Annotated in this window: 26 protein-coding genes; 7 read left to right on the forward strand and 19 right to left on the reverse strand. The window is 63.0% G+C overall.

The features are described 5' to 3' along the window. Positions 1-58: 58 nt before the first annotated feature. Both AC5P99_RS03625 and AC5P99_RS03630 read left to right on the forward strand, forming a co-directional pair. Positions 59-496: an acetyltransferase gene (locus tag AC5P99_RS03625; RefSeq protein WP_049449095.1), complete on the forward strand. Its 438-nt coding sequence runs from the start codon at positions 59-61 to the stop codon at positions 494-496. Between the two features lie 56 nt (positions 497-552). Next, positions 553-759 carry a hypothetical protein gene (locus AC5P99_RS03630; RefSeq protein ID WP_005410107.1) on the forward strand — a complete coding sequence of 69 codons (207 nt, stop codon included), beginning with the start codon at positions 553-555 and terminating at the stop codon, positions 757-759. A 22-nt stretch (positions 760-781) separates the two neighbouring features. On the opposite strand, the gene AC5P99_RS03635 is transcribed toward AC5P99_RS03630, so the two are convergent. Beyond that, positions 782-1,288 carry a GNAT family N-acetyltransferase gene (locus tag AC5P99_RS03635; protein ID WP_088436219.1) on the reverse strand — a complete coding sequence of 169 codons (507 nt, stop codon included), beginning with the start codon at positions 1,286-1,288 and terminating at the stop codon, positions 782-784. A gap of 274 nt (positions 1,289-1,562) precedes the next feature. Between AC5P99_RS03635 and AC5P99_RS03640 the strand changes: the two genes are divergently transcribed. Genes AC5P99_RS03640 through AC5P99_RS03650 form a run of 3 tightly spaced genes read left to right on the forward strand, consistent with a single transcriptional unit; the run spans position 1,563 to position 4,238 of the window. Beyond that, complete coding sequence (locus AC5P99_RS03640) at positions 1,563-2,219, forward strand: hypothetical protein (RefSeq protein WP_062607457.1); 657 nt, start codon at positions 1,563-1,565, stop codon at positions 2,217-2,219. A gap of 40 nt (positions 2,220-2,259) precedes the next feature. Continuing rightward, a complete protein-coding gene (locus AC5P99_RS03645) occupies positions 2,260-2,913 on the forward strand; it encodes a hypothetical protein (protein ID WP_005413833.1) in 654 nt (217 codons plus the stop codon). Beyond that, positions 2,910-4,238 (forward strand): XVIPCD domain-containing protein, encoded by a 1,329-nt coding sequence (locus AC5P99_RS03650; RefSeq protein ID WP_005410111.1) that lies wholly within the window; start codon positions 2,910-2,912, stop codon positions 4,236-4,238. Before AC5P99_RS03645 ends, AC5P99_RS03650 begins: the two co-directional genes overlap by 4 nt. 49 nt (positions 4,239-4,287) lie before the next feature. Here AC5P99_RS03650 and AC5P99_RS03655 read toward each other — a convergent pair whose 3' ends face one another. From AC5P99_RS03655 to AC5P99_RS03740, 18 genes are all read right to left on the reverse strand, one after another. Further along, complete coding sequence (locus tag AC5P99_RS03655) at positions 4,288-5,388, reverse strand: hypothetical protein (RefSeq protein WP_012480630.1); 1,101 nt, start codon at positions 5,386-5,388, stop codon at positions 4,288-4,290. Between the two features lie 97 nt (positions 5,389-5,485). Continuing rightward, the gene (locus AC5P99_RS03660; protein ID WP_012480631.1) at positions 5,486-6,490 is read right to left on the reverse strand and encodes an XVIPCD domain-containing protein; all 1,005 of its coding nucleotides are present in this window, start codon (positions 6,488-6,490) and stop codon (positions 5,486-5,488) included. 57 nt (positions 6,491-6,547) lie between these two features. Continuing rightward, complete coding sequence (locus AC5P99_RS03665) at positions 6,548-7,084, reverse strand: hypothetical protein (RefSeq protein ID WP_005410114.1); 537 nt, start codon at positions 7,082-7,084, stop codon at positions 6,548-6,550. A 317-nt stretch (positions 7,085-7,401) separates the two neighbouring features. Then, a complete protein-coding gene (locus AC5P99_RS03670) occupies positions 7,402-7,953 on the reverse strand; it encodes a DUF4189 domain-containing protein (RefSeq protein WP_254919432.1) in 552 nt (183 codons plus the stop codon). A gap of 387 nt (positions 7,954-8,340) precedes the next feature. Beyond that, positions 8,341-8,883, reverse strand: coding sequence for a DUF4189 domain-containing protein (locus AC5P99_RS03675; RefSeq protein WP_088436220.1), 543 nt, complete (start codon positions 8,881-8,883; stop codon positions 8,341-8,343). A gap of 43 nt (positions 8,884-8,926) precedes the next feature. Further along, complete coding sequence (locus AC5P99_RS03680) at positions 8,927-10,066, reverse strand: TrbL/VirB6 family protein (RefSeq protein ID WP_049402204.1); 1,140 nt, start codon at positions 10,064-10,066, stop codon at positions 8,927-8,929. A gap of 74 nt (positions 10,067-10,140) precedes the next feature. Further along, on the reverse strand, positions 10,141-10,968 hold the full coding sequence (locus AC5P99_RS03685) for a hypothetical protein (RefSeq protein WP_024958425.1): 828 nt from the start codon (positions 10,966-10,968) through the stop codon (positions 10,141-10,143). A gap of 24 nt (positions 10,969-10,992) precedes the next feature. Continuing rightward, a complete protein-coding gene (locus tag AC5P99_RS03690) occupies positions 10,993-13,440 on the reverse strand; it encodes a VirB4 family type IV secretion/conjugal transfer ATPase (RefSeq protein WP_495212906.1) in 2,448 nt (815 codons plus the stop codon). Between the two features lie 84 nt (positions 13,441-13,524). After that, positions 13,525-13,833, reverse strand: coding sequence for a VirB3 family type IV secretion system protein (locus AC5P99_RS03695; RefSeq protein ID WP_012480639.1), 309 nt, complete (start codon positions 13,831-13,833; stop codon positions 13,525-13,527). Then, positions 13,826-14,248: a TrbC/VirB2 family protein gene (locus AC5P99_RS03700; protein WP_033833163.1), complete on the reverse strand. Its 423-nt coding sequence runs from the start codon at positions 14,246-14,248 to the stop codon at positions 13,826-13,828. The genes AC5P99_RS03695 and AC5P99_RS03700 overlap by 8 nt, the downstream gene beginning before the upstream one ends. A 73-nt stretch (positions 14,249-14,321) precedes the next feature. Continuing rightward, positions 14,322-15,287: a lytic transglycosylase domain-containing protein gene (locus AC5P99_RS03705; protein WP_495212907.1), complete on the reverse strand. Its 966-nt coding sequence runs from the start codon at positions 15,285-15,287 to the stop codon at positions 14,322-14,324. Between the two features lie 3 nt (positions 15,288-15,290). Further along, complete coding sequence (gene virB11, locus AC5P99_RS03710; RefSeq protein ID WP_012480642.1) at positions 15,291-16,334, reverse strand: P-type DNA transfer ATPase VirB11; 1,044 nt, start codon at positions 16,332-16,334, stop codon at positions 15,291-15,293. Between the two features lie 14 nt (positions 16,335-16,348). After that, positions 16,349-17,602, reverse strand: a complete 1,254-nt coding sequence (locus tag AC5P99_RS03715; RefSeq protein WP_012480643.1) for a TrbI/VirB10 family protein — start codon at positions 17,600-17,602, stop codon at positions 16,349-16,351. After that, positions 17,599-18,378: a TrbG/VirB9 family P-type conjugative transfer protein gene (locus AC5P99_RS03720; protein WP_012480644.1), complete on the reverse strand. Its 780-nt coding sequence runs from the start codon at positions 18,376-18,378 to the stop codon at positions 17,599-17,601. Before AC5P99_RS03720 ends, AC5P99_RS03715 begins: the two co-directional genes overlap by 4 nt. Then, a complete protein-coding gene (locus tag AC5P99_RS03725; protein WP_012480645.1) occupies positions 18,375-19,421 on the reverse strand; it encodes a VirB8 family type IV secretion system protein in 1,047 nt (348 codons plus the stop codon). The genes AC5P99_RS03720 and AC5P99_RS03725 overlap by 4 nt, the downstream gene beginning before the upstream one ends. Positions 19,422-19,510: 89 nt before the next feature. Continuing rightward, on the reverse strand, positions 19,511-19,957 hold the full coding sequence (locus AC5P99_RS03730) for a hypothetical protein (protein ID WP_012480646.1): 447 nt from the start codon (positions 19,955-19,957) through the stop codon (positions 19,511-19,513). Between the two features lie 424 nt (positions 19,958-20,381). Beyond that, complete coding sequence (locus AC5P99_RS03735) at positions 20,382-22,061, reverse strand: type IV secretory system conjugative DNA transfer family protein (RefSeq protein WP_049449080.1); 1,680 nt, start codon at positions 22,059-22,061, stop codon at positions 20,382-20,384. Between the two features lie 36 nt (positions 22,062-22,097). After that, positions 22,098-22,355, reverse strand: a complete 258-nt coding sequence (locus tag AC5P99_RS03740) for a hypothetical protein (protein WP_005410128.1) — start codon at positions 22,353-22,355, stop codon at positions 22,098-22,100. Between the two features lie 129 nt (positions 22,356-22,484). On the opposite strand from AC5P99_RS03740, the gene AC5P99_RS03745 reads away from it, so the two are divergent. After that, a complete protein-coding gene (locus AC5P99_RS03745) occupies positions 22,485-22,904 on the forward strand; it encodes an HD domain-containing protein (RefSeq protein ID WP_088436598.1) in 420 nt (139 codons plus the stop codon). Positions 22,905-23,029: 125 nt separating this feature from the next. Continuing rightward, a complete protein-coding gene (locus tag AC5P99_RS03750) occupies positions 23,030-24,241 on the forward strand; it encodes an MFS transporter (RefSeq protein ID WP_049449076.1) in 1,212 nt (403 codons plus the stop codon).

Here is a 24,241-nt window from a genome sequence, read left to right on the forward strand (position 1 = left end):
GCGCGCTGGATCGGGACGCGCCATACTACGCACTCTTTGCAAGCACCTTGGCGAACCCATGATCACCCTCCGCCCCTCCCGCGCCGACGACGGCGCCGCTCTTGTCGACCTCTGGCGCCGCGCCGTCGACGCCACCCACGACTTCCTCAGTGCCGAAGACCGCCAGGCCATCGATGCCGAAGTCGCCGGTTTCCTGCCGCAAGCGCCGATGACCGTTGCTGTCGATGCGCAGGATCGGCCGCTGGGCTTCATGCTGATCGACGGCACGCACATGGAAGCGCTGTTCATCGATCCGGACGTACGTGGCACCGGCATCGGCCGGCAACTGCTGCAGCACGCACTGGCCCAGCATCCGCAGCTGAGTACTGACGTCAACGAACAGAACGCACAGGCCGTCGGCTTCTACCTGCGCATGGGCTTCGTCGAAACCGGACGTTCACCGCTGGATTCGCAAGGCCGTCCGTATCCGCTGATCCACCTTCGGCACAACGGCTGACATCCGTCGGCAGCAGCCACGTGCTAGCGTGGTTGCTTTCGACCAAGGAATGCCGCATGGATGGTGCCAAAGCCCTGTTGACCCTGTTTGCGCTGGGCATCAGCCTGGTCTGGATCCTGGTGCCGTTCGCCATCTTCGCCGTGCGCAACCTGCTGCGTGAAGTACTGGTCGAGCAGCGCCGTACCAATGAACTGCTTGAACACATCGGCGGTTACCGCATTCCGAAGCCGCAACCCGAACCGACCGTCTGGCGCGCGCCCTGAGCAGAAACGTGCCAGGCCCGGATCAGGCCGTCGCCTCGAAGGCCGGTGAGTACTGCACTTCGCCCTGTGCCAACGGAGGCTGCAGGCAAAGTGCCTGGAAGTACTCCGGCGGCACACCCGGCAGCACCAGGCCCGGCTCGGCACAGAAGCCGAAGCGACTGTAATAGGCGGGCTCGCCCAGCAATACACAGCCATGTGCGCCCTGCTGACGCAGTGCTTCAAGTGCGGCATGCATCAGGGCCGCACCGATGCCCTGCCCCTGCCAGGCGGGCAATACCGAAATCGGCCCCAGGCCAAACCAGCCCGTGCTGCCATCGCTGATCGTCACCGGCGACACCGCCACATGGCCGATCACCTTCCCGTCCATCTCGGCCACCAGCGAAACGCTCAGCTCCCCGCGCGCGCGCAGGGCGTCGACGATGAACTGCTCGGTATGGCTGCTGTGCGCAGCGTTCCGGAATGCGGCCTCGGTGAGCGCATGGAGGGTGGCGTGATCATCAATGGCTTCGGCACGGATGGTGTAGTTCATGGCGTAATGCTCGCTTGCGTGAGAGTCGCGTGAATAGGCGACCGTTGTCACAAATTGGCGGCGAAATGTCGAACGCGAAGCGCAATCGCCTGGTCAACCCCGAATCGCCTGTGCCGCAATCGATTCGGCGACGCTGCCGAACGCTGAATGCGTCAAAATTCCGTCACCGACACCTTGCCGTAGCTGGCGCCAGGTTTCCAGAACACTCCATAATCGATAAACCTGTCACCAGGGAAGGATATATGGACACGGACGCACGATGCAGGATGCCGCCATGGATGTAGCCACGCCGACACGCGATGGACGCCACCTGGTACCGATGGGCCTCTTGATGGCGCTGACGGCCTGCTCGCCTTACGCGGACGCAGAGCGTGACGTTGCCGCAGGTGGACGCGGCCTGGCCAAGCTCAACCCGTCACCGCAGCAGGGCTACGAGCTGGTACTGACCCTGAAGGATGCCCCCGGTCCCTTCGCGGTGGTCGAGGGCGTTGCCCAGTACGACGTCAGCAACCACAGGGACTGCGGCCGGGTCCTGTGGGCGACCGGTACCGCCAGCCGTATCACCAGCCAGGAGTTGGTGGAACTACACAAGGTCGACGAGAACGAATACCGCGGCACGTTCTACCTCGACCGCATGCAGGACGAGGACTACTACGGGCGTGGCGTCTGCCATTGGACGCTGACGGGTGTCGGTGCGATGTTGCGCGCTACGACCGGCGAGGCGGATACGCGATTCCTTACGTTCGTCGACAAGGAGCGCATGGAGAGCGACTCACCTCTTACGCTTTATTACCCAAACCTTATCTATCCGCGCGCCGACACTGTCGCCAACTTTGGCGCCAGTGGCGAGGAAGATCCGTCGGGGTACAGCGAAGATCTGCGCGACGCGCTGTTCTCAACCACCACCACTGTGCAGAAGCTCGTGCCATGAGCTGCCAGTTCAACAACCCCTACCCCCAAGGAGGCCGACATTGCGCCACAAGATGATCCCGTGCCTTGCTCTGCTTCTATTGACCGCCTGCAACCCGGAGACCGCCATGAACCAGGAACGTGCCGCTGCCGAAGCCGATGTCGCCCAGGGTGGGCGCGGCCTCGCCAAGCTCAACCCCAGCCCGCGCAAGGCCTATGAACTGGTATTGCGCCTGAAGGATGCACCCGGCGACTTCGCACTGGTCAAGGGCGTAGCGCAGTACGACGTCACCAACGAGGATCAGTGCGGCCACATCGAGCCGGCCACCGGCACAGCTGCACGTATCACCAGCCAGGAACCGGTGGAGCTGCGCAAGGTCGCTGAGGGCGAGTACCGCGGCACGCTATATGTGGACCGCATGCTGGATGAGGACTACTACGGTCGTGGCGTCTGCAAGTGGGAGTTCACCGGTGCCGGGGCAATGCTGAAGGCGACGGGTGCCGAAGAAGAGACCCGCTTCCTCACCTTCGTCGACGCCAAGCCGCTGACCGAAGGTGGCGCCCATACGCTCTACTATCCGGATCTGGTCTATCCGAAGGCAGATCGCGTTCCCAACTTCCCAGCCAGTGGCGAGCCCGATCGCAGCAACTACGCCGCTGATCTGCAGGACAAGCTGTTTACGATCACCCTCTCCGCAAGTGAGGTCGCGCCGTGACCATCACCTCTCAGGACTACGCCGCGTTATCCAATGACGCCTACAAGGATCGGGCCGTCGGCCGACGTGAACCCGGCCAAGAAGAAAAAGTCACGTTAAACGGCCATGAGTACAAGATACTTGAGCATGTCAACAATCGTCTCAACGGCTATCAGGGCACCGTCTATCAGCGCGTAGACACCAAAGAGATCGTCATTGCGCATCGTGGCACCGAGCAGATCGCTCGCGATGCGATTCTGACCGACGGCGGCATGGTGGTTGCGCGCACCAACGTACAGGCGCCTGACGCGATTGCTTTGACACAGAGGACGCTCGAAGGCGCTGCGCTTCAATCCCGCTTGAACGGTGTGCCCGCGCCCCAGGTCACCGTCACCGGTCACTCCCTCGGCGGCGCTCTTGCCCAGATCACCTCGCACCACTTCAACGTCAAGGGCGAGACCTTCAATGCCTACGGCGCGGTCAGCCTCAGCTATCGCATTCCGGAAGGCGGCAACACCATGATCAACCACGTCATGGCCTCCGATCCGGTCAGCGCCGCGTCACCGCATTTCGGCCAGGTACGCATCTATGCCAAGCCCGACGAGATCAAGACGCTCGCGGCAAACGGCTTCAGCAATCACGCCCTGCGTGATCTGATTCCGGACCGCCCGATCATCGCGGCCACCAGCTCGTTCGGTGCGCACAAGCTGGGCAACTTCCTCAACGAAGGCTCGGTACTGAAGCACCCGGAAACGCAGAAGCTGGCGAAAGACAACGCCAAGATGATCGAGGAGTATCGCGACGACGTCGAGTCACTGCGTCGCGGCGTCACCCGCGCTGCACGCGGCATCCCGGGCGGCGCCATCGATCTGTACGACCACATCCGTGGCCCGCTGCAACCCGGTGAGCCGGCCCGTCGCGAGGCGGAGAAGAACGGCCATCACACCAGCATGCTGCGCATGGACGATGCCAACCACCTGGGCAACCCGCTGTTCAACGACGCGATCCGCGGCGTGCACGCACATGACGTGCGCGTTGGCCGCGTGCCGGACGTGATGAGTACGCAGCTGGCGGGCAGCCTGGCGGCGGAGATGCACGCTGCAGGCGGCAAGCGCATCGACGAAGTGGTGATGAACGCCGATGCCTCGCGCAGCTTCGCCGTGCAGGGCCAGGGCGGTGACCCCGCCCACCTTCGCGTGTCGGTGGATACGGCAGTGGCGATGAACACGCCGCTGGAACAGAGCAGCCAGCGCATCGACCAGCAGGCTGCAGGCCAGCGCCTTGCGCTGGAGCGCGACCAACAGCTGGAACAGCAGCAGCATCAGACCCGCAGCCTGCAGGCCTGATGGACAGCGCGGGAGCCGGTCATTCCGGCTCCCGCCTCAGCACCGTGACTCAGGGGCTGGTGGCCGCGACCGGCGCAGATGCACTGGCGGTCACGAACAGATCCGGCCCGGAATCCGGGAAGCCGCCGCAGGCGCGATCGCCCGGCGCGACCGGATCACACGGCCACTGGCTGCGCGAGACCTTGTCGCGCAACTCGAAGCGATCGCCGGTCCAGACCACGAAGGCGAGATGCTCGCGGTTCCAGTCACTGAACGCACGCGCCCCACCCTTCGGCACCGTCTCCGGATACTGCACGAACCAACGCATGGCCGGCCCGAACTGCAGCTTGCTGTGATCCAGCGTGATCCTGCCCCCACGCGCCAGCTGGCGTGCGCGATCCGCCTCGGTCACCTGTGGCATGGCCGGCATCGCTTCGGCGGTAACATCCCTCGGCGGCGCATCGCCACGCACCTGGTACACACGCTGGCCCACATAGGCCTCGCGGCAGCTACCCGCTGGCACACGTACCGGCTCCGCGCTGTAGTCGTCGCGGTTGGCGACCTGGTCGCTGCAGGTGAACGGCGCGGACACCAGGTAGAACGTGCTGTCGGCGTCGCGCCCTTCCAGCGAGCGCACCCAGACGTCGCCCATCCGCACGATGAAGTCCGGGCGCTGGCCGTACCCAGGCACCGCCTTGAACCAGGCCTTCTGCTGTACCTCTCGCTCGCGCCAGTTGCGCGGCGGGTGGATGTCCTGCTCGGGCAGCGCAACCAGCAGAGCGGCCAGATGCGCCGGCATGGTGCCCTGGCAGGCGCCGGTCAGCAGGTCGCCCTGGGTCGCCAGTCGCCCGGCCAGATCCACCGGGCAGCGCGCACCGAGCGCCCGCTCGGTCGCCCGCTCGGGCGGCAATGGCACGATGGCCAATGCGGGCGGTGCGGGTGCTGCCGCCGGAACGGTTCGCTCGACGGTGGCAGGCGGTGCCGTCCCTGCAGGCGCATCAGCGATCGCCTGTGCCGTGGCGTGCGTTTCCGCGACGGGCGGCGCTGTCTCCTGAGCCTGTGCCGAGGCTGCGGCAAGTCCAAGTGACAGCAGCCAGAGCGGCGGCAGGCGGCGCGCGGATGCATTGCAGCGGGCAGCGGCCTGCAGGGCATTCAAGGGAACGATTCGCATGTGGTGTCCTTACGGGTGGGTTTCCATGTCGGCGCCACAGGGCGCCACGCGTCGTACGCAAAACAACGGCGGGCACCCTGCCCGCCGGCACCAAGTGCTACAGGGATCGAGAACGCTGCTCCTGCTCGCGGGCGAGCGCGGCCGTCGGATCCTGCTGCGCAACGCTGGCCGCCAACTGCTGGCTGCTCTGCGCCAGTGACTGCTGGGAGGCCTGCTCCCGGTCAACAGACGCACGCAGCATGGCCGGATCACCCAGCGCGCCCTGCACTGCAAACAGCGTACGGCCGTCGTTGCCCGCCAGCAGATGATCGATGCGCGACAGGCCGGCCTTCTGCGCCCCCAGCGCCAATGCGCCAGCGGTATTGTCGAGCTCCTGTGCACTGCGCAGTCCACTTTGCGGCCCCATCTGCCGCAGGTGCTGGCGCGCATCCTCGAACAATGCGTTGCCGGGCTCACCGGCATGCGACATGTCGCGTGCAACGGTCTGCGCCGGCGCACCGACTTCGCCGCGATCCAGTCGCGCCATCACGTCCGGCGTCAACTTCTGCTGCCAGACCTCAAATCGTTGCCGGCGCGCCTCGATGCCATTGAGCGCGCCGTTGAGCGCATAAGTTGCTTCTCGCACATCATGGCGCGCCCCCTCCGGCACCCGTGTCTGCCACTGCCATACGGCAATACGGCCTGCGTGCTCGGGCTGCGCTGCCAGCTCCGGTTGATTCACCAGGTCCAGATCCAGCGCCTTGCCGGCACGCTCGTAATTCTCCTTGCCGACCAATGGCAGATAGCCGCGGCCGTGGTACTTCAGCGCGTCACCAGGCGCGTCGTTGCCCATGCGCCCGCCGTACATCAACTCAGCCAGGTTTTCCGGGCGACCACGCAGCGCTTCCTGGCGGGCGCTCTCCAACGCGGCGTTGCCATTGCGCCACGCAGCCTCCACCGGGATCTGCGAGATTCCCCGGGTGAAGTTGAAGCTCTCGTTGAGCCGGCTCAAGCCGCGCGACTCGTGCCCTGCCTGGGCCATGAAATTGGCCAGTTCAAGCGGGGAGTCGATGCCGGCTTTGGTCGCCTGTCGCAACAGCTGCGACTCTCTATCGGTCGACACAGTGCAACTCCTGAATCTTCATCAGCGCGGATTCCCTTCCGCCGGTTGGAGCTTGGCTCATGGAAGCGACACCTCGGCAACACTGGATGGGTCGAAGTCCTCGAACCTCACCCTGCCCAGCTCCGCCGCCGAGTAATCCCGGATGTTGGTCGCTTCGGTCTCGATATCCACGACCTTGCGTCTCACCCCGTCAACCCAGCAGGCCTTGTCCGCGGGCGCATAGCGGAACCGGTAGGTGCTGCTCCAGCGCTCGCGGCTACCGCCGTTGGTGATCACGCTGAAGGTGCCCTTCTCGACCATTGCATACGCAAAAGGGTCGCCGGCCAGGCCACCTCGGGTGGAACACGGCACCAGCTTGTCGTTGCGCGCGGCCAGCTGCCAGCGCCCGCGCCCATCACCGCGCAGCAACAGCAGCACCCGGTTTGGCCCGTGCTGGCCGGGCACCAGCCCTTCCGGCGTCGGCTGGTCGATGACCAGCAGCTGATACTCGATGCCATCGCCGTTGAGTTCGCCCCTTACGGCTTCCAGCAGGTTCGCACCGGACGGAACAAATGCCAGGGCATCGTCCATGTGTGCGCCAACCCTGTCTTCCATCCCCTCCCACTCCTTCAATGTGGTCATGCCGATACCCGCCTCCCTGCCCAGCCGGAACGCGTTCCGGCTTATCCGCGCCTGCGCGGACAGGAATCATAGCCTTGCGTACGGCAAGACCGCGATGATGGCGAGCGTCACCCGACGCAGGGGCTGACAGCGTCCTCATTGGACGGAAGAACCCCTGCATTCGGCGGCACTGGCGCGTCATTTTCATGACGCGTGGGGAGCTTACCGCGAGGCGTTCTGCCGCGTCGAAGTGCGAGGAAATCGAAAAGCGGAATTGATCACAGAAAACGGGGCTTAGCGTGAATGGCGCCTTACCTAATGAACAGATCCGCCGTGCAGGCCGTTCTGGCGATCCCGCATTGTCCCTGCGGCAGCTGCTTCCATGCCGCCTTCGCGTTGCATTGCTGCATCGCGACAATGACCGCTCCCTGTTCGGACATGGCGGTGGCGACGCTGGTGGTTTCAGTGCCCAGGCCCGCGTGGGCGACCGCCACGCATTGCGCCTGGAACAGGGTCGCCAACGTACATTCGCCTTTCCCGAACTCCTTGCACTCCTTCATGGATGCACGCTTGGCCTTGCCCCGCGAGCGCATCGAGTTGCTGATGAAGGTGTCGCCGCGGGCATCCATCGCCACGCCACGCACGGTCTGCGCCCAGTTGGGGCGATTGTTGTACGGGGAGCCTGAGCTGCTCACCGGAATGGGCGCACAGCCCTGTACACCCTGGCCACCGATGGGATACATGCCCTGCGGGCAATTGCCTTCGGCAAGCGCGGTGAACGGCAGCAGGCCTGCAATCAGCAGGCACGGGAGAAAAGCGAGGTGGATTCGTTTCATGGGGAGACTCATTCCTTTGCTGCCCATTGTGAGAGGCGGGACGGCCTGAGCAGATGATCGTTGCCCAAACTTGCCTCCCGGGTTGGGAAGGCTTCGCAGAGCAAACACAGGCCCGGGCTAGCCGGGTACAAGATCATTGGAGAACTCGGCGATTCCAACCGGAGTGCGCTGCAAGCCCGATGGTGGCGCAGCCACGCTGAACGCTCAAGGTCAATCGCGTCAGACTGTGCATCAACGCAGGCTCGACTGAAGTAAATCACCCAGTTGAAGTAGAGCCGGGGCGCAGCAAGTTACTGTCGATCACATAGACGCCGTCGCACCAATATCGCCTTCACGTCGGCATGTCGAAGCTTGCCCAAGCCGTTGCCCTGAGCAATCAACACGCTCCAAGCACTGGCTGTCAGGATCCTTTAGCTAGAACGCCTCATAGACCGGCTCAGAACACGCTGAGTAGGCGACTTTGCATTGCGTTCCAGCCGGATCCACGCAGATCTTTTGTGCCTGCGCAATGGCTTCCTTCAAGTCTTTACCGCTCGCAACGCCACCACGCGCCCCATTGCCTTGGCTCTGAGGAACGACCCAAGCCGCACACTGGTTCCGGTACGCGATGAGTACTCGGCAGTCGCGAGCAGCGCGCATGCCGCATCCCTCGAGAGCGACACGCTCCGCATCCTCCTTCGTAGCCCTCCCTGTCGCCACGCCTGCTTCGTTCGTGCTGGGCGAGGAAGCAATGGCACCCCACGTCTTATGCCACTGGCCAGCGGGTTCCGCCCCACGGGCGCTCCCCCCCGCTCCAGGGATGGGGGCACACCCCCCCACCCCTTGATCGCCGATGGGGTACTGGCCGGCCGGGCATCGGCCCTCCGCATTGGCGTTATTGGCAACGAGGAGTGCAGCAAACAGCAGCGTCAGAGTCACGAACGCCGGATTACCGCGTAAAGGTTTGAAATCGGCCATTGTCTTGAATCTCTGAAAATTCACGGCGCCTCAGTCTCACAACTCATTGACCTGTTGCATTTCCTCGCATACCTGGGCTTTGAGTCGGAGCAATCGCGTTATTGACAACAGGGGAGGTTGCTGCGACAGGCGCCCCCACCGAACCACGATCTCCCGACGGCGCCGGCGGCGGAGCCGACATGCCCGGCGGACGACCATCGGCACTCGGCGAGGCACTTGCACCACCGCCTATCTGCGAATATGCCATGAAGGTGCCCAGGGTACCCTGGAAGAACATCGCTGCCATTGGGGGTGTAGTCAGGATCAACGCGGTGAGGATCAGGCCCATGCCTCCCTGCTGCATTGCCTGGCTGGTCATGCCGTCGGACATGCTTTCCTTGAGGATGAATTCCTGCACCAGCGCTGTGGTCCAGAAAGTGGCCGCCACACGTACCACCATGTCCAGTGCGATGGAAACCATCGCTGCAAGTACGGCCATGGAGAACATCGTGCCAATGCCGTAGAACAGCCAACGTTGGAACAACTGCTTGGTCTGGTCGAACAACAGGCAGAGGATGAACAGGGGGCCAAAGCCGATGAACAGCGCCATGGCGATTTCATACAGCATCAGCATCGCACCAGCGGTGATGGCTGGACCTGCGGTGCCCATGCCGATGAAGAACAGTGCCCGCTTCTTGTCCTCCAGCAGCTCCCCGTCATTCATGATCTGGATGGCGTCGATACTGGAAAGCGCCACCTGCATCCATGCCAGGCTCTTGTCGATCTGAGCTTCGGGTGACTCGTTCGAGCCTGTCACGACCTTCGTGATTTCTGCCTTGACGTCGTGGGTGAGGAAGCTCTGAAGGTTGGTGCCGAAAGCGCCCATCGTGGTGGCCGCGCTGACGATCAACGCCGCACGCGCCATATTGGTCACCAGCACCATCATTGAGTCCCGGCTGCGGCCGGTCACGATGCGGAAGCCCTGCACCAGCACCCACAGGGTCATGAGCGTGAGGGCGATGCCGCCGACCCACTGCATCATTTCCCCCATCATGTCGATGCCGAACTTGTTTATCTTGCTTCGCAGGAAGTCGAAGATGAACTTGAAGAACACGAAATCCCCGATCGATTGGACACGTGCAACGTGCCCCATCAAATCCTGGAATCCGCCATTGAAATCAAAATTGGCAATCGACCTGATCATTTCCGCAATCCCTTGATGTATCCCTACCGGACAACCTCGTGGAGCGGGTGCCTATGCACCTGCCCCAAGCGGCGTCAGTCGACGTGCAAAGCGCGTTCCAATGCGGCCGTCTTGACCAGCTGCGAGATGACGCCCGGCTTGCCCTTCAATGCCACGCGCGCCAGCACGCGCTGATTGGCCATCATTGACTCCTGATAGGCGTCGTAGGACCGCATGCGCGCCTCCCACTCCTGCTGCAGCTTGGAAATATCGTTTGCCGTACGCAGGGAGTCACTGTTCACGGCCGAAAGAGTTCCCGCAAGATTGCCATCGGCGCCGCCTCGCCAGCCCATGATCTCAGACAACGACGCGTTGATGCTGGGAATGGTCTTCTCGATGAAATCCACCGTCTCGTTGCGCTTCCGGTTTTCCATCATCTGGATGTTGACGCACAGCTGCTGCTGCTGCGCGTAGAGATCACCGGAGGTATCCAGCACAAACTTCTTCAGCAGGCTGCCAGCGCTGAAGCCCGCCGACGTACGGCAGAGGTCGGCGACCATATAGTCGTCTGGAACCCGCTCCAATGTGGCGCCTGGCGGCAAGCCGAAGTTGTTGATCATGCCCTGGATCTGGACAAGCGCATTTTGGTACTCCTGGAACGTCCTTCTCCACCGAGTTACCTGAGCCGCGTACTCCAGCCCGTCAGCCTTCATTTGCGCCTTCCCTTGGGCAAAGTCCTTCAGTGCCTGCATGAGATTACTGAGGTCGAAGACAGGGTAACCACCGGCCGAAACCGACGTGGTGGAGAACATGACCATGCTCCCCAGCAGGATGGCTGCCAGGCGCTTCTGACGCAGACCGCGGTGGCGCTTGTGATTTCGGGATGTCATGCTCATGTTCTTCTCCAGGGGAATGGATTTCATTCGGCGCTGTCTGATCCAGGGCTTTCAAGCCGCATCGGTTTCGGCAGAGGCCTTGGCTTTACCAGAGCCCTTTCGGTTCTTGTAGAAGTCCTCCAGCCACTGTTCCGGCGTGAGTTCGTCCACGGTGATCCGATTGCGGACTGCAGCCGTCTGCAGCACCCGATGCATGATGTCGATGTTGTCGGTCGAGGCCGAGATCACCGACAGGATGTCGTCCATGCCACGCAGGTTGAGCTGGCAGACACTGGAAGCATGGCCCTGCTTGACCAGGAAGCAGCGCGAGCGCTCGTCCAGTGCCGTGACCACCTTGAACTCCGCCTCGGTCAACTTCAGGCCATCCATGTAGTCGCTCTTGCTGGCGTTCGGGTTCGGCAGCAGGATGAGCGTGGCGGTCTGCTCGATCAGGGCAGCGGAGATATCACTCTTCAGCGCGTCTTCCGGGCTCTGCGTGGCGAAGATGCCCAGGCCGTTCTGCTTACGGATGGTCTTCTGCTTGTTCTTCGCGAACTCCTTCAGGCCACCCTCGCCGTCCAGGATCTTCCAGAATTCGTCCATCACATAGATCAGCGGTCGACCGTCGATCAGCGATTCCAGGCGGTGCAGCAGGTAATTGATGACCGGCACGCGCACTTCGGGATTGTCGATGATGTCGGTGTAGTCGAAGCCGATGATGTTGGCCTTGCTCAGATCCACCGTATCGATCGGATTGTCGAAGACCCAACCCAGCGAATTGCCCGAAGTCCAACGGCGCATGCGCGCATAGAGGCCGTCGTCGCCCATGTTGGGCAGGCTCTTCTGGAAGTTGGTCATGCTGCGCAGATGCATCGGCGTATCGAGCATGCTCTCCACCGCACGGTAGATGTCCTCTTCCTCGCGGGCGCTGTACTCGCGCTTGCCGGCCAGCACCTTGATCAGGTCGGCCAGGAACTGCACGTTCGCTTCGTTGTTCTCGCACTGGAACGGGTTGAAGCCGGTCGGCGCACCGTTCTCCAGGGCCAGATAATTGCCACCGCAGGCACGCACGAAGATCTCCGCACCACGGTCCTTGTCGAAGAAGAAGATGGTCGGTGACGGCTCATACTTCTGAACCTGGCTGAGCAGGAAGTTGATCAGCGCGGTCTTGCCGGTACCGGACTTGCCGATCACCATGGTGTTGGCGATCGCCTTCTCACCCAGCGAATTCTCGGATGGATGGGTGGCATGGAAATTGAAGTAGTACGGCTGGCCGTTGGTGGTCTGCAGCGTGGTCACGCAGTCGCCCCACGGGTTGTTGTGCTGCTTGCCGGTGGCGAAGTTGTGCAGCGGCGACAGGCCGAGGAAATTCAGCGAGCTGACGTTGGCCAGCCGCGTGCGGAAGCGCCAGTTGGCCGGCAGCTGCGAATAGAACGACGAGGTGACTGCCAGATCCTCCTTGGTCGACACGAAACCGGCGTTGGACAGCTCGGCACGGGTCGAGGCCACGTTCTGCGACAGCTTCGCCTGGCTGTCGCCATACACCGCGATGATGAAGTGGTATTCGCCCAGCACGAAGTTGCCTGACGACAGATGATCCATCGCCTGGTCGAGTTCGACGATCTGACTGACCGCCTTGTCGCCCGACGAGATCATCATGCCCTTGGTCCGGTCCAGCACCTTCAATGCGTCCTGGCGCCCCATCGGGCTGAACGAATGGGTGATGACGTACTCGTAGTCCAGATACTTCAGACCATTGAGGATGCCCGGATAGGTCCCCTCGGCATATTCCTTGATATTCAGGATCGCGCCGAAATGGTTAACGCCATTGGGCGTATTGATCACGAAATCGCCGGTCTTGGCCGAGAACATATGACGGCTGACCGGAAGATAGTCTTTCACAGGCGCCGACAGCACCGGTACCGGCTCATCGATGCGGTTGATCAGGTAGCCGAACAGCTCAAGCGTTTCGGAAAACACCACGCCGTTCTTGGCTTCGTACATACCGAGCCGGTAAGGCGCGTAGTCGCGGATCACAGCCTCGACGTTGCCGGCGAGCTCCATCAGCTTCTCGACGGCCTGCTCCTGCTCGGCGCGCAGCTTGTCCACGTTCGCGGACTTCTCCACGAAGCGCTTTCCCGCCACCACCGGGCGATAGATCATCGACAGGTACAGCTCGTTCTGCATGATGCGCTGGGAGGACAGCATGCCCATGTACTGGTCGGACACATCCTGGTTGAAGCGCTGCTTGTAGTAGCTCTTTCCCTTCAGGGTGCGACGGCGCCGGATGTCATGCACCCAGAAGGCAACGTTGACGAAATCCGGTGCGCGCAGCGTCTGCAGCAACCGGTTGAAGGTGTTGTGCCGATGCTCAAGCTCCCATTCTTCGCGCCCCACGAACGGCAGCCCTTCCAGGTGCCACGTCAACAGGTAGTCGCCGCCCGTGGTCTTCACCACATTCGGAGCCACGTGCGACGACAAGGGGATGAATTCGCTGATGGAGGTATCTGGGTTGAACATACGACTGCTTCCAAAAGGTACTGCCGACAAAGATGCGGAGTTGGCCAGGCGGGCGCTCAACGCCCGCCTGGCCGGATCCAGCCCTCAATCCCTGGGGGCTGGCTTGTTGCGGTAGTGATTCGGGTTGAACACCCACATGCCATCATGCTCCTGCACGTTGCGCACCTTGAGCTTGAACATCAGGCGCAGGCCCAGCAGGCGGAAGATCATCTCGTCACGCTTGGCCATCTGCCGCATGATGAAAATGGCCACCGGGATGGTCAGCAGAAACCAGAAGTTCGTGTACATGCTCAGCAGCAACAACCCACCCGCCACCATGAAAAATGGCAGGTAGGGAACGCCCAGGAACATCGCTGGGCGCGTGCATCCCCGGAACAGGACGTTCTTATGCACTGTAGTACTGGACGGCGTGCTTGATCATTTCAAACGCCATGCCAGCGCCGTCGCCACCACCGACCTTGTCGCAGCTGCCAGCCTCCTTGCCGAGCAGCATGCGCGCGATCTGGCCTGCCGCGCCGATCAGCACACCGCCGATGAGGATCGGGGCCACGTCACCGATGCGCTTGTGGGCAAATGCGATCTGGTAACCGGCGAAGATCACGGCGATCGTGACCACGGCGATCGAGGCCATGTTCAGCAGACCGTTGATGTTGGAGAAGAAGCCGCAGACCTTGCCATCGGTGCCGCCGAAGTCGGTACCGCCTGCCAGGGCCTGGGGAGCGAACACGGCACCTGCGAATGCGACGGCCATCAGCATGGTCTTCAGCGTGCGCTGGGCCTGGACGAGGTCGAGATTGAATCGCTTCATGGATTGATTTCCTTGTTGATGGACTAACACAACTGAATCGACCAGCCGGGGGACCGGTCGCACCACGACTTCGTCAGAACACGAAGGCCGCATCCCCTGCGGGAATCTGCTGCACCGGCGTACGGGGCGCCGGTGCGTTGTAGAAATTCTGGGTGTCCGCTGCCGGCGCGTTACGCTCATTCCAGGGGCGCAGCATCACCGGCGCGTTCGCGCCAGCAGCCATCCCGGGCAGCTGTTGCGGCATGGCTGCCCCACCCTGCGCCGCACCAGGCTGCTGATACTGCTGCGGAGCCTGCTGCGGCATGTCGTTTCCGCCCTGCGCCTGTGGCTGCATCATTCGATCGACCGAACCCAGCACCACGCGCGATACCGCCTGGTCGGCGATGTTCAGCAGGCTGCCGCGGGCCATCGCACCGGTCGATGGGTAGACGGTGTAGGCCCGTGCCGGGTCATTGGACGGTACGTACACCGGCGCACTGGCCTGGGCGACGATGCGCGCCTGGGCCGGCGAGGCCGTCTGCGGATGATGTTCGACCCTGACCACCCGACGCTCGCCGCGGCTGACCACGTCAATCGGCGCGACGCCGTTGCTTGCGACCTGCTGACCGCGGCGGATCGAGTCGTAGATCTTCTGCACGTACCCGTGACGGAAGCCGGTCTCGAAGTTGCCCGAGTAGTAGCAGCTGAACGACTTGCCCCAGTCACCACCGGAGCGCTTGTAGCAATCGGCGAGGATGCGCGAACCCGCCTGCAGGTTCGGGCACTGCTGGAAGGCCTTCTCGTAGGAATCCAGCCCGTACTTGCCCAGGTTGTAACGGTTGACCTGGGCCAGGCCAATGGAGAAGTTGTAGCCCTTCTCCTCCAGCATGCGAACGGTGGCCAGCGCCTCGTCGAGGGCCTTGGGCTGGCGCACCAGGGCGCCGCCGACCACGCCGATGGCATAGGGGTTGCGCGACGATTCCACGTTGATGACGTGCTGCATCACGTCCATCGAGACGGCCATTTCCGGGCACGCCATCATTTCCAGTCCTGGCAGCATTGGTCAGCCCTCCTGCCCCTGGGCACGCCCAGGATTGAAGTCGATGCCGGTGATGTAGCGCGAGCCGGCATGTGCCTTGATATGCACGACGATGTCGATGGTCATCATCAACAGTCGCTTGATCACGTTGAACTCCAGGCCCGAACCCTCGGCCGAGGCCTTCACCATCAGCGCCAGCTGATCCCAGGTCTGCTCCGGGCTACCGGCATGGCAACTGGTGATCGAGCCCGGGTGGCCCGATGCGCAGTTGCGGATGAAGTAGAACGCCTCGTCACCGCGCAGCTCGGCCAGGATGATGCGTTCTGGCTTCATGCGCAGGCAGGCTTCCATGCAACTCTTTGCGCTGACATTGCTGGTGCTCTGCCCTCCCTTGGAGTACAGCAGGTGCACCACATTGGGTTGGGTCAGAAACAGCTCGCGTGCGTCCTCGATCGTGACCAGGCGCTCGTTGTCCGGGATATGATTGACCAGCGCTTTCATGAAGGTGGTCTTGCCGCTACCGGTCGCACCGGAGACCACGATGTTCTTGCGGTACATCACCGCACGACGGAAGAACTCTGCGTACTCGCGCTGCTGGCGCAGTTCCAGCAGCTCGCGGTCCTGCTCGCTCAGACTGCCATCCTGTTCCAGGATCTGGTTGAAGAAACCATCCTCGTGGTACTGGGTGAGCGACTTGGTGTGCTTGGACGGCAGGCGGATCGTGATCGAAACCTTGCCGGCATCACAGGCAGGTGGAATCACGAACTGCGCACGCTGGCCGGTGGGGAACGTGAGCGAGACCACCGGATCGGCATCGGTGATGCGCTGGCCGGTGTTGCTTTCGTTCACTACGGCGGTGCAGAACTGCCGGGCCCGCTCGAAGGTCAGGCCCGGCACGTCCACCCGCTGCCACCCGGCCCGGGTTTCCAGGTACAGCTCACCGGGACGGTTGATGCAGATTTCCGTCACTTCCGGGGATGTCATGTACTCGGCGATGCCCAGCACTTCGTACTGATAGCGCAGGAAATCGCTAGAAACGAGGGCGAGGGGTGACACTTCGGCGTCCATGGTTGTTCTTCGGGTTACCGGCGCGGGTTGAGCACGTTGGTGAAGTCAACGTCCTTGGCGACGTAGACGTTCACGATGGTGCCCTGGTTGATGGTGACAGTCGGCGGGCGATTCGAACTGGTGAGGGCTTCGTTGGCGAGACGCTCCATCGTGCGCGCGGTGGCGCTTTCATAGGGCGAACGAACGGCGAAACCATTGCTGGAAACCGTCGTCGACTCTGGGCCATGTTCGGCTGCGGCGTACTTGAAGGCGTCGGCGATCAGGCTGATCATCAACGCCGACGCAATGCGACTACCCCAGTGCGCGCTGTACTGGCCAGGATGACCGGCACCACCCAGCTGATCCACGCCCGGGCTGGACATGGCCACGTCGATGCCATTGGGCGTGGTGATGCGATCCCAGATCACTTCCACGCGCTTGCCCTTGGGACCGCCACCGTACGCACCATAGATCTTGGACCCCTTGGGCAGCAGCAGGCTGCGGCCGTTGATCGAGTAGACCGGCTCGGTCAACAGGCACGACGTATAACCTGCAAGATCGGTGATGATGCGGGTCTCGAGTACACAACGCAGATAGGTGCCACGCACCAGCAGCGCGTCGGGGCTCCGGATGTAGGAAGCATTGGACACATCCTCCACATCAGGCCCGCGGCGCACCTTGGCCGGCGGAGCATTGCCGTTCTGCGCCTGCAGCGCAGCCAACGTGGCCTGCATGTAGGGATCGTCGTTGTCCCCTGCTGCGGCCTGGCCGCCAGCGTCGCCCGTGCCCACGCCTGCGCCACCACTACCGGCAATGCGGCGATCCAGCAGACTCGGGCCACGCTCGACCTCGCGCTCGGGTTCGGCACGAGGAATGAACGTCGGGCCCATCGTTTCCTGCGGCGGTGGCGGCAGCATCGGAATGGGCTCGGCGGCTTCCCGGGCAGCCTCGCGAATCGCGGAGGGTGCAATGATCGGCAGGTCGGGGGTGCTCGAACGTGCAACCTGCGGCGGCGCCTTGGCTTCTTCAGCGTCTTCCTTGCCCTTGCGCAGCAGCAGGAAGCCCATGGCCAGCAACAACACCAGGATGCCGCCGAGGAACAACAGCGCCTTGCGGTTCAAGCGCTGCTCTTCCGCAGAGCGAAGCTGTGGGGCACTGGCATCCAGATCCGGCGCCGCCTCTGCCTGCGCGTGCCCGTAGTAAGGGTTCGCCGATGGCTCCTGAGCCGCAGGCCCCTGTCCGTACGGAGACGGATTCGGATCGTTTTCGGGAGTGTTCTGCTGGCTCATTTCTTCACGTTCCTTCGCAGGCCGACGACGAAGTCGCCGTGGCGGATGACCAGGTACGGGTACGTCCCGTGCACGATCAGCGTATTGCCCTCAACCGTGGTGTTGACCACGAAATCCTCGCCATACTCCTTCTCGCGACCGAATACGGCCGGGAAGATACCGGTCTTGTACTCGGGCGAGTTGGGCAGTTTCAGATAGGTGAAACGGCCATCGTCGTAGGCGTTGACCGGGACCAGCCATCCCATCTTCTTGGCCTTGCTGGTCGAATAGGAGTAGTTGAAGTTGTATTGGCGATCCTTGGCCAGCTCGGTACTGAGCAGCGGCTGCGCCTCCTCCTCGACCGCCGACTGGGCAGGGCCGAACACAGTGTCATTCGGATAGACGAATGCGATCTTGTACTGCACGCCGGCGCGACGGGCCTGCTCAAGCTGGCGCCAGTCGGTGGCAACGACCTTCAGCTCGAAAATGTACGAATGGGTCTCGGTACGCACCATCATGTTGGTGTCGACGTCGACGTTCTTCGGCTTGAGATAGAACACGTTCTCGCGACGGGTGAGTTCCCAGCCGCTGCTGAAGCCGGTGCTGTAGTCGAGGATCTTCTCGTTCGGGCTCAGCTCGATCTGGGTGGTGAGGCCCAGGCCGGTGCGAACCGGGTAGATGCGGTCCTTCTCATACTCGTAGTGGTCAACTGCCTGTGCCATCGCCGCGCTGGAAAACACCAGCGACAGCAACGACAGCAGCGCCCACGCGCTTCCCCTGATTTTTCGACTACTCATCGGTTGCTTGCTCCATCAGCATTTCCGGTGGAATGGTTCGGTGCCGGCATCATTGCCGGCTGTCCCGGCGCGCCCTGCCCCGGCATCGGCTGCCCCTGGACCGGCTGCCCCTGCATGGGCGCACCCTGCATCGGCTGCATCTGCCCATTGGCCGGCACTGCGACAGGCTGACCGGTGGCGGGATCGATCATGGTGGCAGCGGCCGGATTGTTCGGAACGTACATGCCCTGCGCCTGCTGCGCGGCGAGCTGTGCCTGTTGCGCGGCATCCTGGGCCTGCTGCTGCATGGCACCGTCATCCGGCACGGGCACCCCGCGCGCATAGTCGTTGTCGACACGGTACTCCGTGACCTGGAACGCCAATGGGTTGAGCACGCGGTCCTGTTCGGAGAGCGCCAGATTCTGGTTGTACTGGAAGCGCATGGTGACCAGCTGGTTGTCCAGATAGGTCGACACACCGCTGCGCTTGTCGAGCAGGCTGCGCTGGATGCGCACGGACGCGCCACGGAAGCTGCCGTTCGCCTGCACGCCCAGCGGGGTGATGCTGAGGATCTTGACCCTGATCGCCTTGCCCCGGCCGTACATCACGAACGGATTCTGCGGATTGTTGCTGGCATAGCGCTGCTTCATGCTTGCGGCCACGGCATCACTGGACATGACGAACACCAGCTCCCAGTCGCGCAACCCCATCACCGCGGAGTCGTACGACTCGCGCGCCAGCACGTACTGGGCGACATTGCTGCGGTTGACCGCTTCGTTGGTGGTGATCGTCTCGCCCTGGAACGTGCCCCTCAGGCGCGCCACCGTAGCGGTACCCGTGTAGGCATCGGCCATCACCAGGAACGGCACCTTCTCCTTCAGCGGCAGCATGTAGTAGTAGCCGCCAGCCAGTGCCAGCGACATCAGCAATGAGCCGGTGGCGACCCACCAGGCACGGCGCTCACTGCGACGCGCCATGTCGGCCACGGTGATCTCGTAGCTGACCGCCTTGGCGACCGACTGCTCGACCTTGGGACTATTGCCGGGATCCTTCTTGCGGAACATGGATTCTTCCGTACTGCTGAAACATCAATGGGCGTGGCACCCCTGCGACAGGCGCGGGGAGCGGCACGTTCGATGATTTCGAGGTGGACTCAGGTGCCGCTGTTGGAATCAGCGCCCTGTGCCGACGCGGTCGGCGTCGAGCCAGCGCTCTGCACAACGATCTGGTTGCCAACGATGGAGACGGAGATGCCCTGCGCTGCATAGGCCGCCGTCAGATCGATCACGGCCTGCTGAGCGTTGGTGGTATCGATGTTGGAGACCGCGCCGTACAGGGTGAAGTCCGAGCTCAGGCGGTAATCCAGCGTGCGTCCGGAATCCTTGGCCCAGCGCTCGAGCATGGCTTTGAGCGTGCCATCCATCGGCGAGGCCTGGTAGACGTAACTGGAGTACAGCGGGATCTCGGTGGTTGCCGCAGCAAAGCGGTTCACCGGCTTCCAGCGGCCTCCGAAATCCGGAGCGGACTTGGTGGCGCAACCGGCCACCATCAACGCCGCCACTGCGGCGATGGACATTTTCGCGATAAACGCCTGATTCATACGGGCTTCACTTTGACGTACGAAAAAGCAGTCCCGAGCATTGGTCCCCTGGTAGTCCGGCGCTGCGTCGCGCACGCCGGAATCGGAGCGACGCACTGACTGGCAGCACACCCACTCCGGCTCCCCTGCAGCCAACGGCTGCCAACCAAGTCGCGGGGCCGCCAGACACTGCCGGCGACACACCCGCATACCTCACCAACGTCGAAACCATCCATGTTTCATGGCACAAACTCCTGGCCACCCTGCTCTACAACATCTGCCATCCATCACACATTTCTGAACGGCATGCACAGGGTCGCACAACCACGCGTCAATTCCATGTCAGACAAGTCTGAAAATCTATGAACAAATGCCGAATTCTTGACTCAACTCACGTTTTCACGTCAGTGAATATGAATCTACGTCACAAATTTAACGACGTGAATTAGACGTTAAGCATGGGAACGTCGACTTTCGGCAGCAGCCGCGAGGTGAAGTAGCGATCCTTGTAGTAGCGGATCTTGTCGCATTTCACCGGATGCGGTATGCCCTCGTACAGGAACACTTCCTTGTCCGGCCCCATCGCCTTCAGCTCCTGCGGCAGCATCAGTGCCCGCCGCTCCTCGGTGAAGCTGTGGGTCTTCTCGCGGGCGTGCGTGACGTTCTTCTTGCGGATGGTGGTGTAGCCCAGCATGTCCGAATAGTCGTTGGCGTCCTGCTGCTCGCGCGGCGCGTACAGGATCTGCAGCGCGTGGTTGGTGATGATCGTGCGCGAGACTTCCCGGCCGTAGGTGGCGTCGAGCTGGGACATGCTCTGGATGATCGGCAGCAGGCGGATGTTGTAACCGGCCATGTAGGACACCGCCGAGGCGATGATCTCGACCTTGCCGATCGAGGTGAATTCGTCCATCAGCAGCAGGCACTGGTACTTCAGGTCCGGGTTGGACTTGGGCAGTTCCTTGGTGTTGAGGTTGATCAGCTGGCTGAAGAACAGGTTGATGATCAGCCGGCTCTCGGCCAGCTTGTTCGGCTGGATGCCGATGTAGATGGTCATCTTCTTCTTGCGCACGTCGGTCAGCAGGAAGTCGTTGCTGCTGGTGGCCTTGTCCAGCACCGGGTTGATCCAGGGATTGAGCGGTTCCTTGAAGGTGCCCAGGATCGAGGCGAACGTCTCGTCGGCCTGGGACAGCATGTTGGCGAACGCCGAACGCGCGTTGCCACTGAGGAACGAACGCTCCGACAAGGCCTTGAGGTACTTCTTCAGATCGGTGCCATCGCCGGATGACAACCGGTAGACAGAACCCAGCGTCGGCGTGCCCGAGCCGCCCGGGAAGCCACTGCTGCGCTCGTCGTCCCAGTTTTCGAACAGATACAGGGTGAAGGCCATGAACGCGTTGCGCGCCTGGCTGACCCAGAACTTCTGGTCCTCGGCGCCGTCCGGATACAGCATCGCGGCGATGCTCATCAGGTCCGACACCCGGAATGCCGGATCATCGGAGACATAGCTGAGCGGGTTCCAGCGGTGCGTGCGCCGATCCTCGGCGAAGGGATTGAACAGGTAGATCTCCTGGCCCTGGCTGGCGCGCCAGCCGCTGGTCAGGTCGAAGTTCTCCTGCTTGATGTCCAGCACCACCAGCGATTCGCCGTATTCCAGCAGGTTCGGGATGACCACGCCCACGCCCTTGCCTGAACGGGTGGGTGCCGCAAGAATCACGAACTGCTGGCCATCCAGCCGCACCAGTTTGCCGCCATGGCTGCCGACCACGATGCTCTGGCCGGTCTTCTTGAACATGCCATGCCTGGACAGGTCGGCGCCGGTGGCGAAGCGCGCGTCGCCATGCAGCGAGCGCTTGTCCTTCTTCAGCAGCAGCACCAGACCGGTCACCAGCAGGACCAGCAGCGGCAAGCCGAAGCCCACGTAGCCGGCCCACTTGATCTTGCCCACGAACGGCGCAACCTGCGGTTGGCCGATGGCGTGGTAGTACTGGTAGTACGTGTTCCAGGTGAACAGCTTGGTGTCCAACCCCAGGAACAACAGGGCCAGGTAGCCGGAAAACACGAAACCAAGCAGCAGGGTCGCCAGCGTGACGATGGCGATGAGCAGATACTTCTTACTGGGCAACACCCGAATCCTCCATGATGCGCACGAGGGCGCGACGGCCTAGCGGCGGCGCCAGCGCGACGCCTTCTTCCGCAGGTTGTTTTCGTTCTCCAGCCCGGGCTCTTCGCCCTCTTCACGCACCCGCTGCAACAGCAGTTGGCGCGCTTCGGCCAGTGATACCAGGTCGGTCAGACGATCCCCATCGTCGGCGACGACCGCATGGCCGACCACATCGCCCGGAGCGTACACCGGCTCGTAGGACACTGCTACCAGCTGATAGCGGCCACGGGTTTCCAGCACATGCCTGAATTCCTGCATCGCATTCCTCCTTGTCGGGGCAACACTGCGTCCCCTGCCCCGCCATGATGCCCATCGCAGTGTCATCGGCGTATGCACAAGCGCTACGGTTTCTGCGCGAAACTGTCTGCGGATATCCAAGGAGACGCAATGGACTGGGTAGCACTTGCACGCACGCTGGCCACCGAGGCCCACGCGGGCCAGACGGACAAGGCTGACCAGCCTTACATCTGCCATGTGGCGCGGGTGGCGGCCGCGGTGCGCGGCGACGATGACGCCGAAGTGGTGGCCTGGCTGCATGACGTAGCCGAAGACTGCCCGGCGTTTGCCGCACGGATCGAGGTCTTTCCCGCCCCGCTGCGCGAGGCGGTGCAACTGCTCAACCGCGACGCGGCCCCCGACGCGGACAGCTACTACGCGCGCATTGCCGCCCACCCGCTGGCACTGAAGGTGAAGCAGGCCGATCTGGATGACAACGCCGATCCGCAGCGCCTGGCGATGCTCGACGCGGCGACGGCCGGGCGCCTGCGCGGCAAGTATGCGCACGCCCGGGCAGCGCTGGGCCTCTGATCGCGCCGCGCGATGGCGGGTGGGCGAACGTGTCACCGATCAAACGCTGATTTACCCTGAGTGCTGCTGCCCTTGTTGCGGTGCAGCAGTACAATGACCGGCTCCCCGCCCCCATCGCGCCCCGCATGAGCCCCAACTCTTCCCTGGCTGCGCGGCTGACGCCCCGTCAGCGCACCCTGATCATCCTTGCCCTGTCGCTGGGCGGCTTCGCCATCGGCACCAGTGAATTCGCCAGCATGGGCCTGATGCTGGAGATCAGCCGCGGCCTGTCGATTTCCGAAACCCAGGTCGGCCACCTGATCAGCGCCTACGCCATCGGCGTGGTCGTCGGCGCCCCGATCCTCGCCTTCGTCGGCGCCAGCTTCCCTCGCCGCAAGCTGCTGCTGGCACTGATGGGCTTCTATGCCGTCGGCAACCTGGCCAGCGCACTGGCGCCGAACTACGGCACGATGCTCATTGCGCGTTTCGTCGCCGGCCTGCCGCATGGCGCCTACTTCGGCGTGGCGATGCTGGTTGCCGCCGCGATCAGCCCGGCCGGCCAGCGCGGCCAGGCGATGTCGCGCGTGTTGCTGGGCCTGTCGATCGCGATCCTGGTCGGCAATCCGCTGACCACCTGGCTGGGCCAGCAGCTGAGCTGGCGCACCGCCTTTGCCCTGGTCAGCGTGCTGGCCATCGCCACCGTGGCGATGATCGCGCGCTTCCTGCTGCCGGACCCGGACGAGGTTCGTACCTCGCCGATGCGCGAACTGCGCGCCTTCAACACCACCCAGGTGTGGCTGGCGCTGGCGATCGGCGCCGTTGGCTTCGCCGGCATGTTCTGTGTGTTCACCTACCTGGCACCGACCCTGGTGCAGGTCACCGGCGTGGCCGAATCGTGGATGCCGCTGGCGGTGGGCGTGTTCGGCATCGGCGCGATCATCGGCAACATCGCCGGTGGCTGGCTGGTCGACAAGTTCCACTTCAAGGCCGCCGCCGTGGTGCTGCTGTGGTCGATCGTGATGCTGCTGCTGTATCCGCTGGCCGCGCAGTCGGTGTGGACGATCGGTCCGATGATCATTACCGTCGGCACCATGGGCGCGCTGGCGGCAGTGCTGCAGACGCGCCTGATGGACGTGGCCGGCGAAGCACAGACCCTGGCCGCCGCCTCCAACCATGCCGCCTTCAATACCGCCAATGCGCTGGGGCCGTGGCTGGGCGGCATGGCGATCAGTGCCGGCTTCAGCCCGGCCAGCACCGGCTATGTCGGTGCCGCCACCGCCATCGGCGGCCTGCTGCTGTGGTGCGTGGCGGTGATGCTGGACAAGAAGCGCAAGACAGCCGGCGTGGGCAGTCACTGA

Source organism: Stenotrophomonas sp. YJH_SMC_80 (assembly GCF_059372495.1).

Coding starts and splice junctions, on each gene's coding strand:
- AC5P99_RS03625 (WP_049449095.1), top strand. CDS start 59: ATGATCACCCTCCGCCCCTCCCGCGCCGACGACGGCGCCGCTCTTGTC.
- AC5P99_RS03630 (WP_005410107.1), top strand. CDS start 553: ATGGATGGTGCCAAAGCCCTGTTGACCCTGTTTGCGCTGGGCATCAGC.
- AC5P99_RS03635 (WP_088436219.1), bottom strand. CDS start 1,288: ATGAACTACACCATCCGTGCCGAAGCCATTGATGATCACGCCACCCTC.
- AC5P99_RS03640 (WP_062607457.1), top strand. CDS start 1,563: ATGGATGTAGCCACGCCGACACGCGATGGACGCCACCTGGTACCGATG.
- AC5P99_RS03655 (WP_012480630.1), bottom strand. CDS start 5,388: ATGCGAATCGTTCCCTTGAATGCCCTGCAGGCCGCTGCCCGCTGCAAT.
- AC5P99_RS03665 (WP_005410114.1), bottom strand. CDS start 7,084: ATGGAAGACAGGGTTGGCGCACACATGGACGATGCCCTGGCATTTGTT.
- AC5P99_RS03670 (WP_254919432.1), bottom strand. CDS start 7,953: ATGGGCAGCAAAGGAATGAGTCTCCCCATGAAACGAATCCACCTCGCT.
- AC5P99_RS03675 (WP_088436220.1), bottom strand. CDS start 8,883: ATGGCCGATTTCAAACCTTTACGCGGTAATCCGGCGTTCGTGACTCTG.
- AC5P99_RS03680 (WP_049402204.1), bottom strand. CDS start 10,066: ATGATCAGGTCGATTGCCAATTTTGATTTCAATGGCGGATTCCAGGAT.
- AC5P99_RS03685 (WP_024958425.1), bottom strand. CDS start 10,968: ATGAAATCCATTCCCCTGGAGAAGAACATGAGCATGACATCCCGAAAT.
- AC5P99_RS03690 (WP_495212906.1), bottom strand. CDS start 13,440: ATGTTCAACCCAGATACCTCCATCAGCGAATTCATCCCCTTGTCGTCG.
- AC5P99_RS03700 (WP_033833163.1), bottom strand. CDS start 14,248: ATGAAGCGATTCAATCTCGACCTCGTCCAGGCCCAGCGCACGCTGAAG.
- AC5P99_RS03705 (WP_495212907.1), bottom strand. CDS start 15,287: ATGCTGCCAGGACTGGAAATGATGGCGTGCCCGGAAATGGCCGTCTCG.
- virB11 (WP_012480642.1), bottom strand. CDS start 16,334: ATGGACGCCGAAGTGTCACCCCTCGCCCTCGTTTCTAGCGATTTCCTG.
- AC5P99_RS03715 (WP_012480643.1), bottom strand. CDS start 17,602: ATGAGCCAGCAGAACACTCCCGAAAACGATCCGAATCCGTCTCCGTAC.
- AC5P99_RS03720 (WP_012480644.1), bottom strand. CDS start 18,378: ATGAGTAGTCGAAAAATCAGGGGAAGCGCGTGGGCGCTGCTGTCGTTG.
- AC5P99_RS03725 (WP_012480645.1), bottom strand. CDS start 19,421: ATGTTCCGCAAGAAGGATCCCGGCAATAGTCCCAAGGTCGAGCAGTCG.
- AC5P99_RS03730 (WP_012480646.1), bottom strand. CDS start 19,957: ATGAATCAGGCGTTTATCGCGAAAATGTCCATCGCCGCAGTGGCGGCG.
- AC5P99_RS03740 (WP_005410128.1), bottom strand. CDS start 22,355: ATGCAGGAATTCAGGCATGTGCTGGAAACCCGTGGCCGCTATCAGCTG.
- AC5P99_RS03745 (WP_088436598.1), top strand. CDS start 22,485: ATGGACTGGGTAGCACTTGCACGCACGCTGGCCACCGAGGCCCACGCG.
- AC5P99_RS03750 (WP_049449076.1), top strand. CDS start 23,030: ATGAGCCCCAACTCTTCCCTGGCTGCGCGGCTGACGCCCCGTCAGCGC.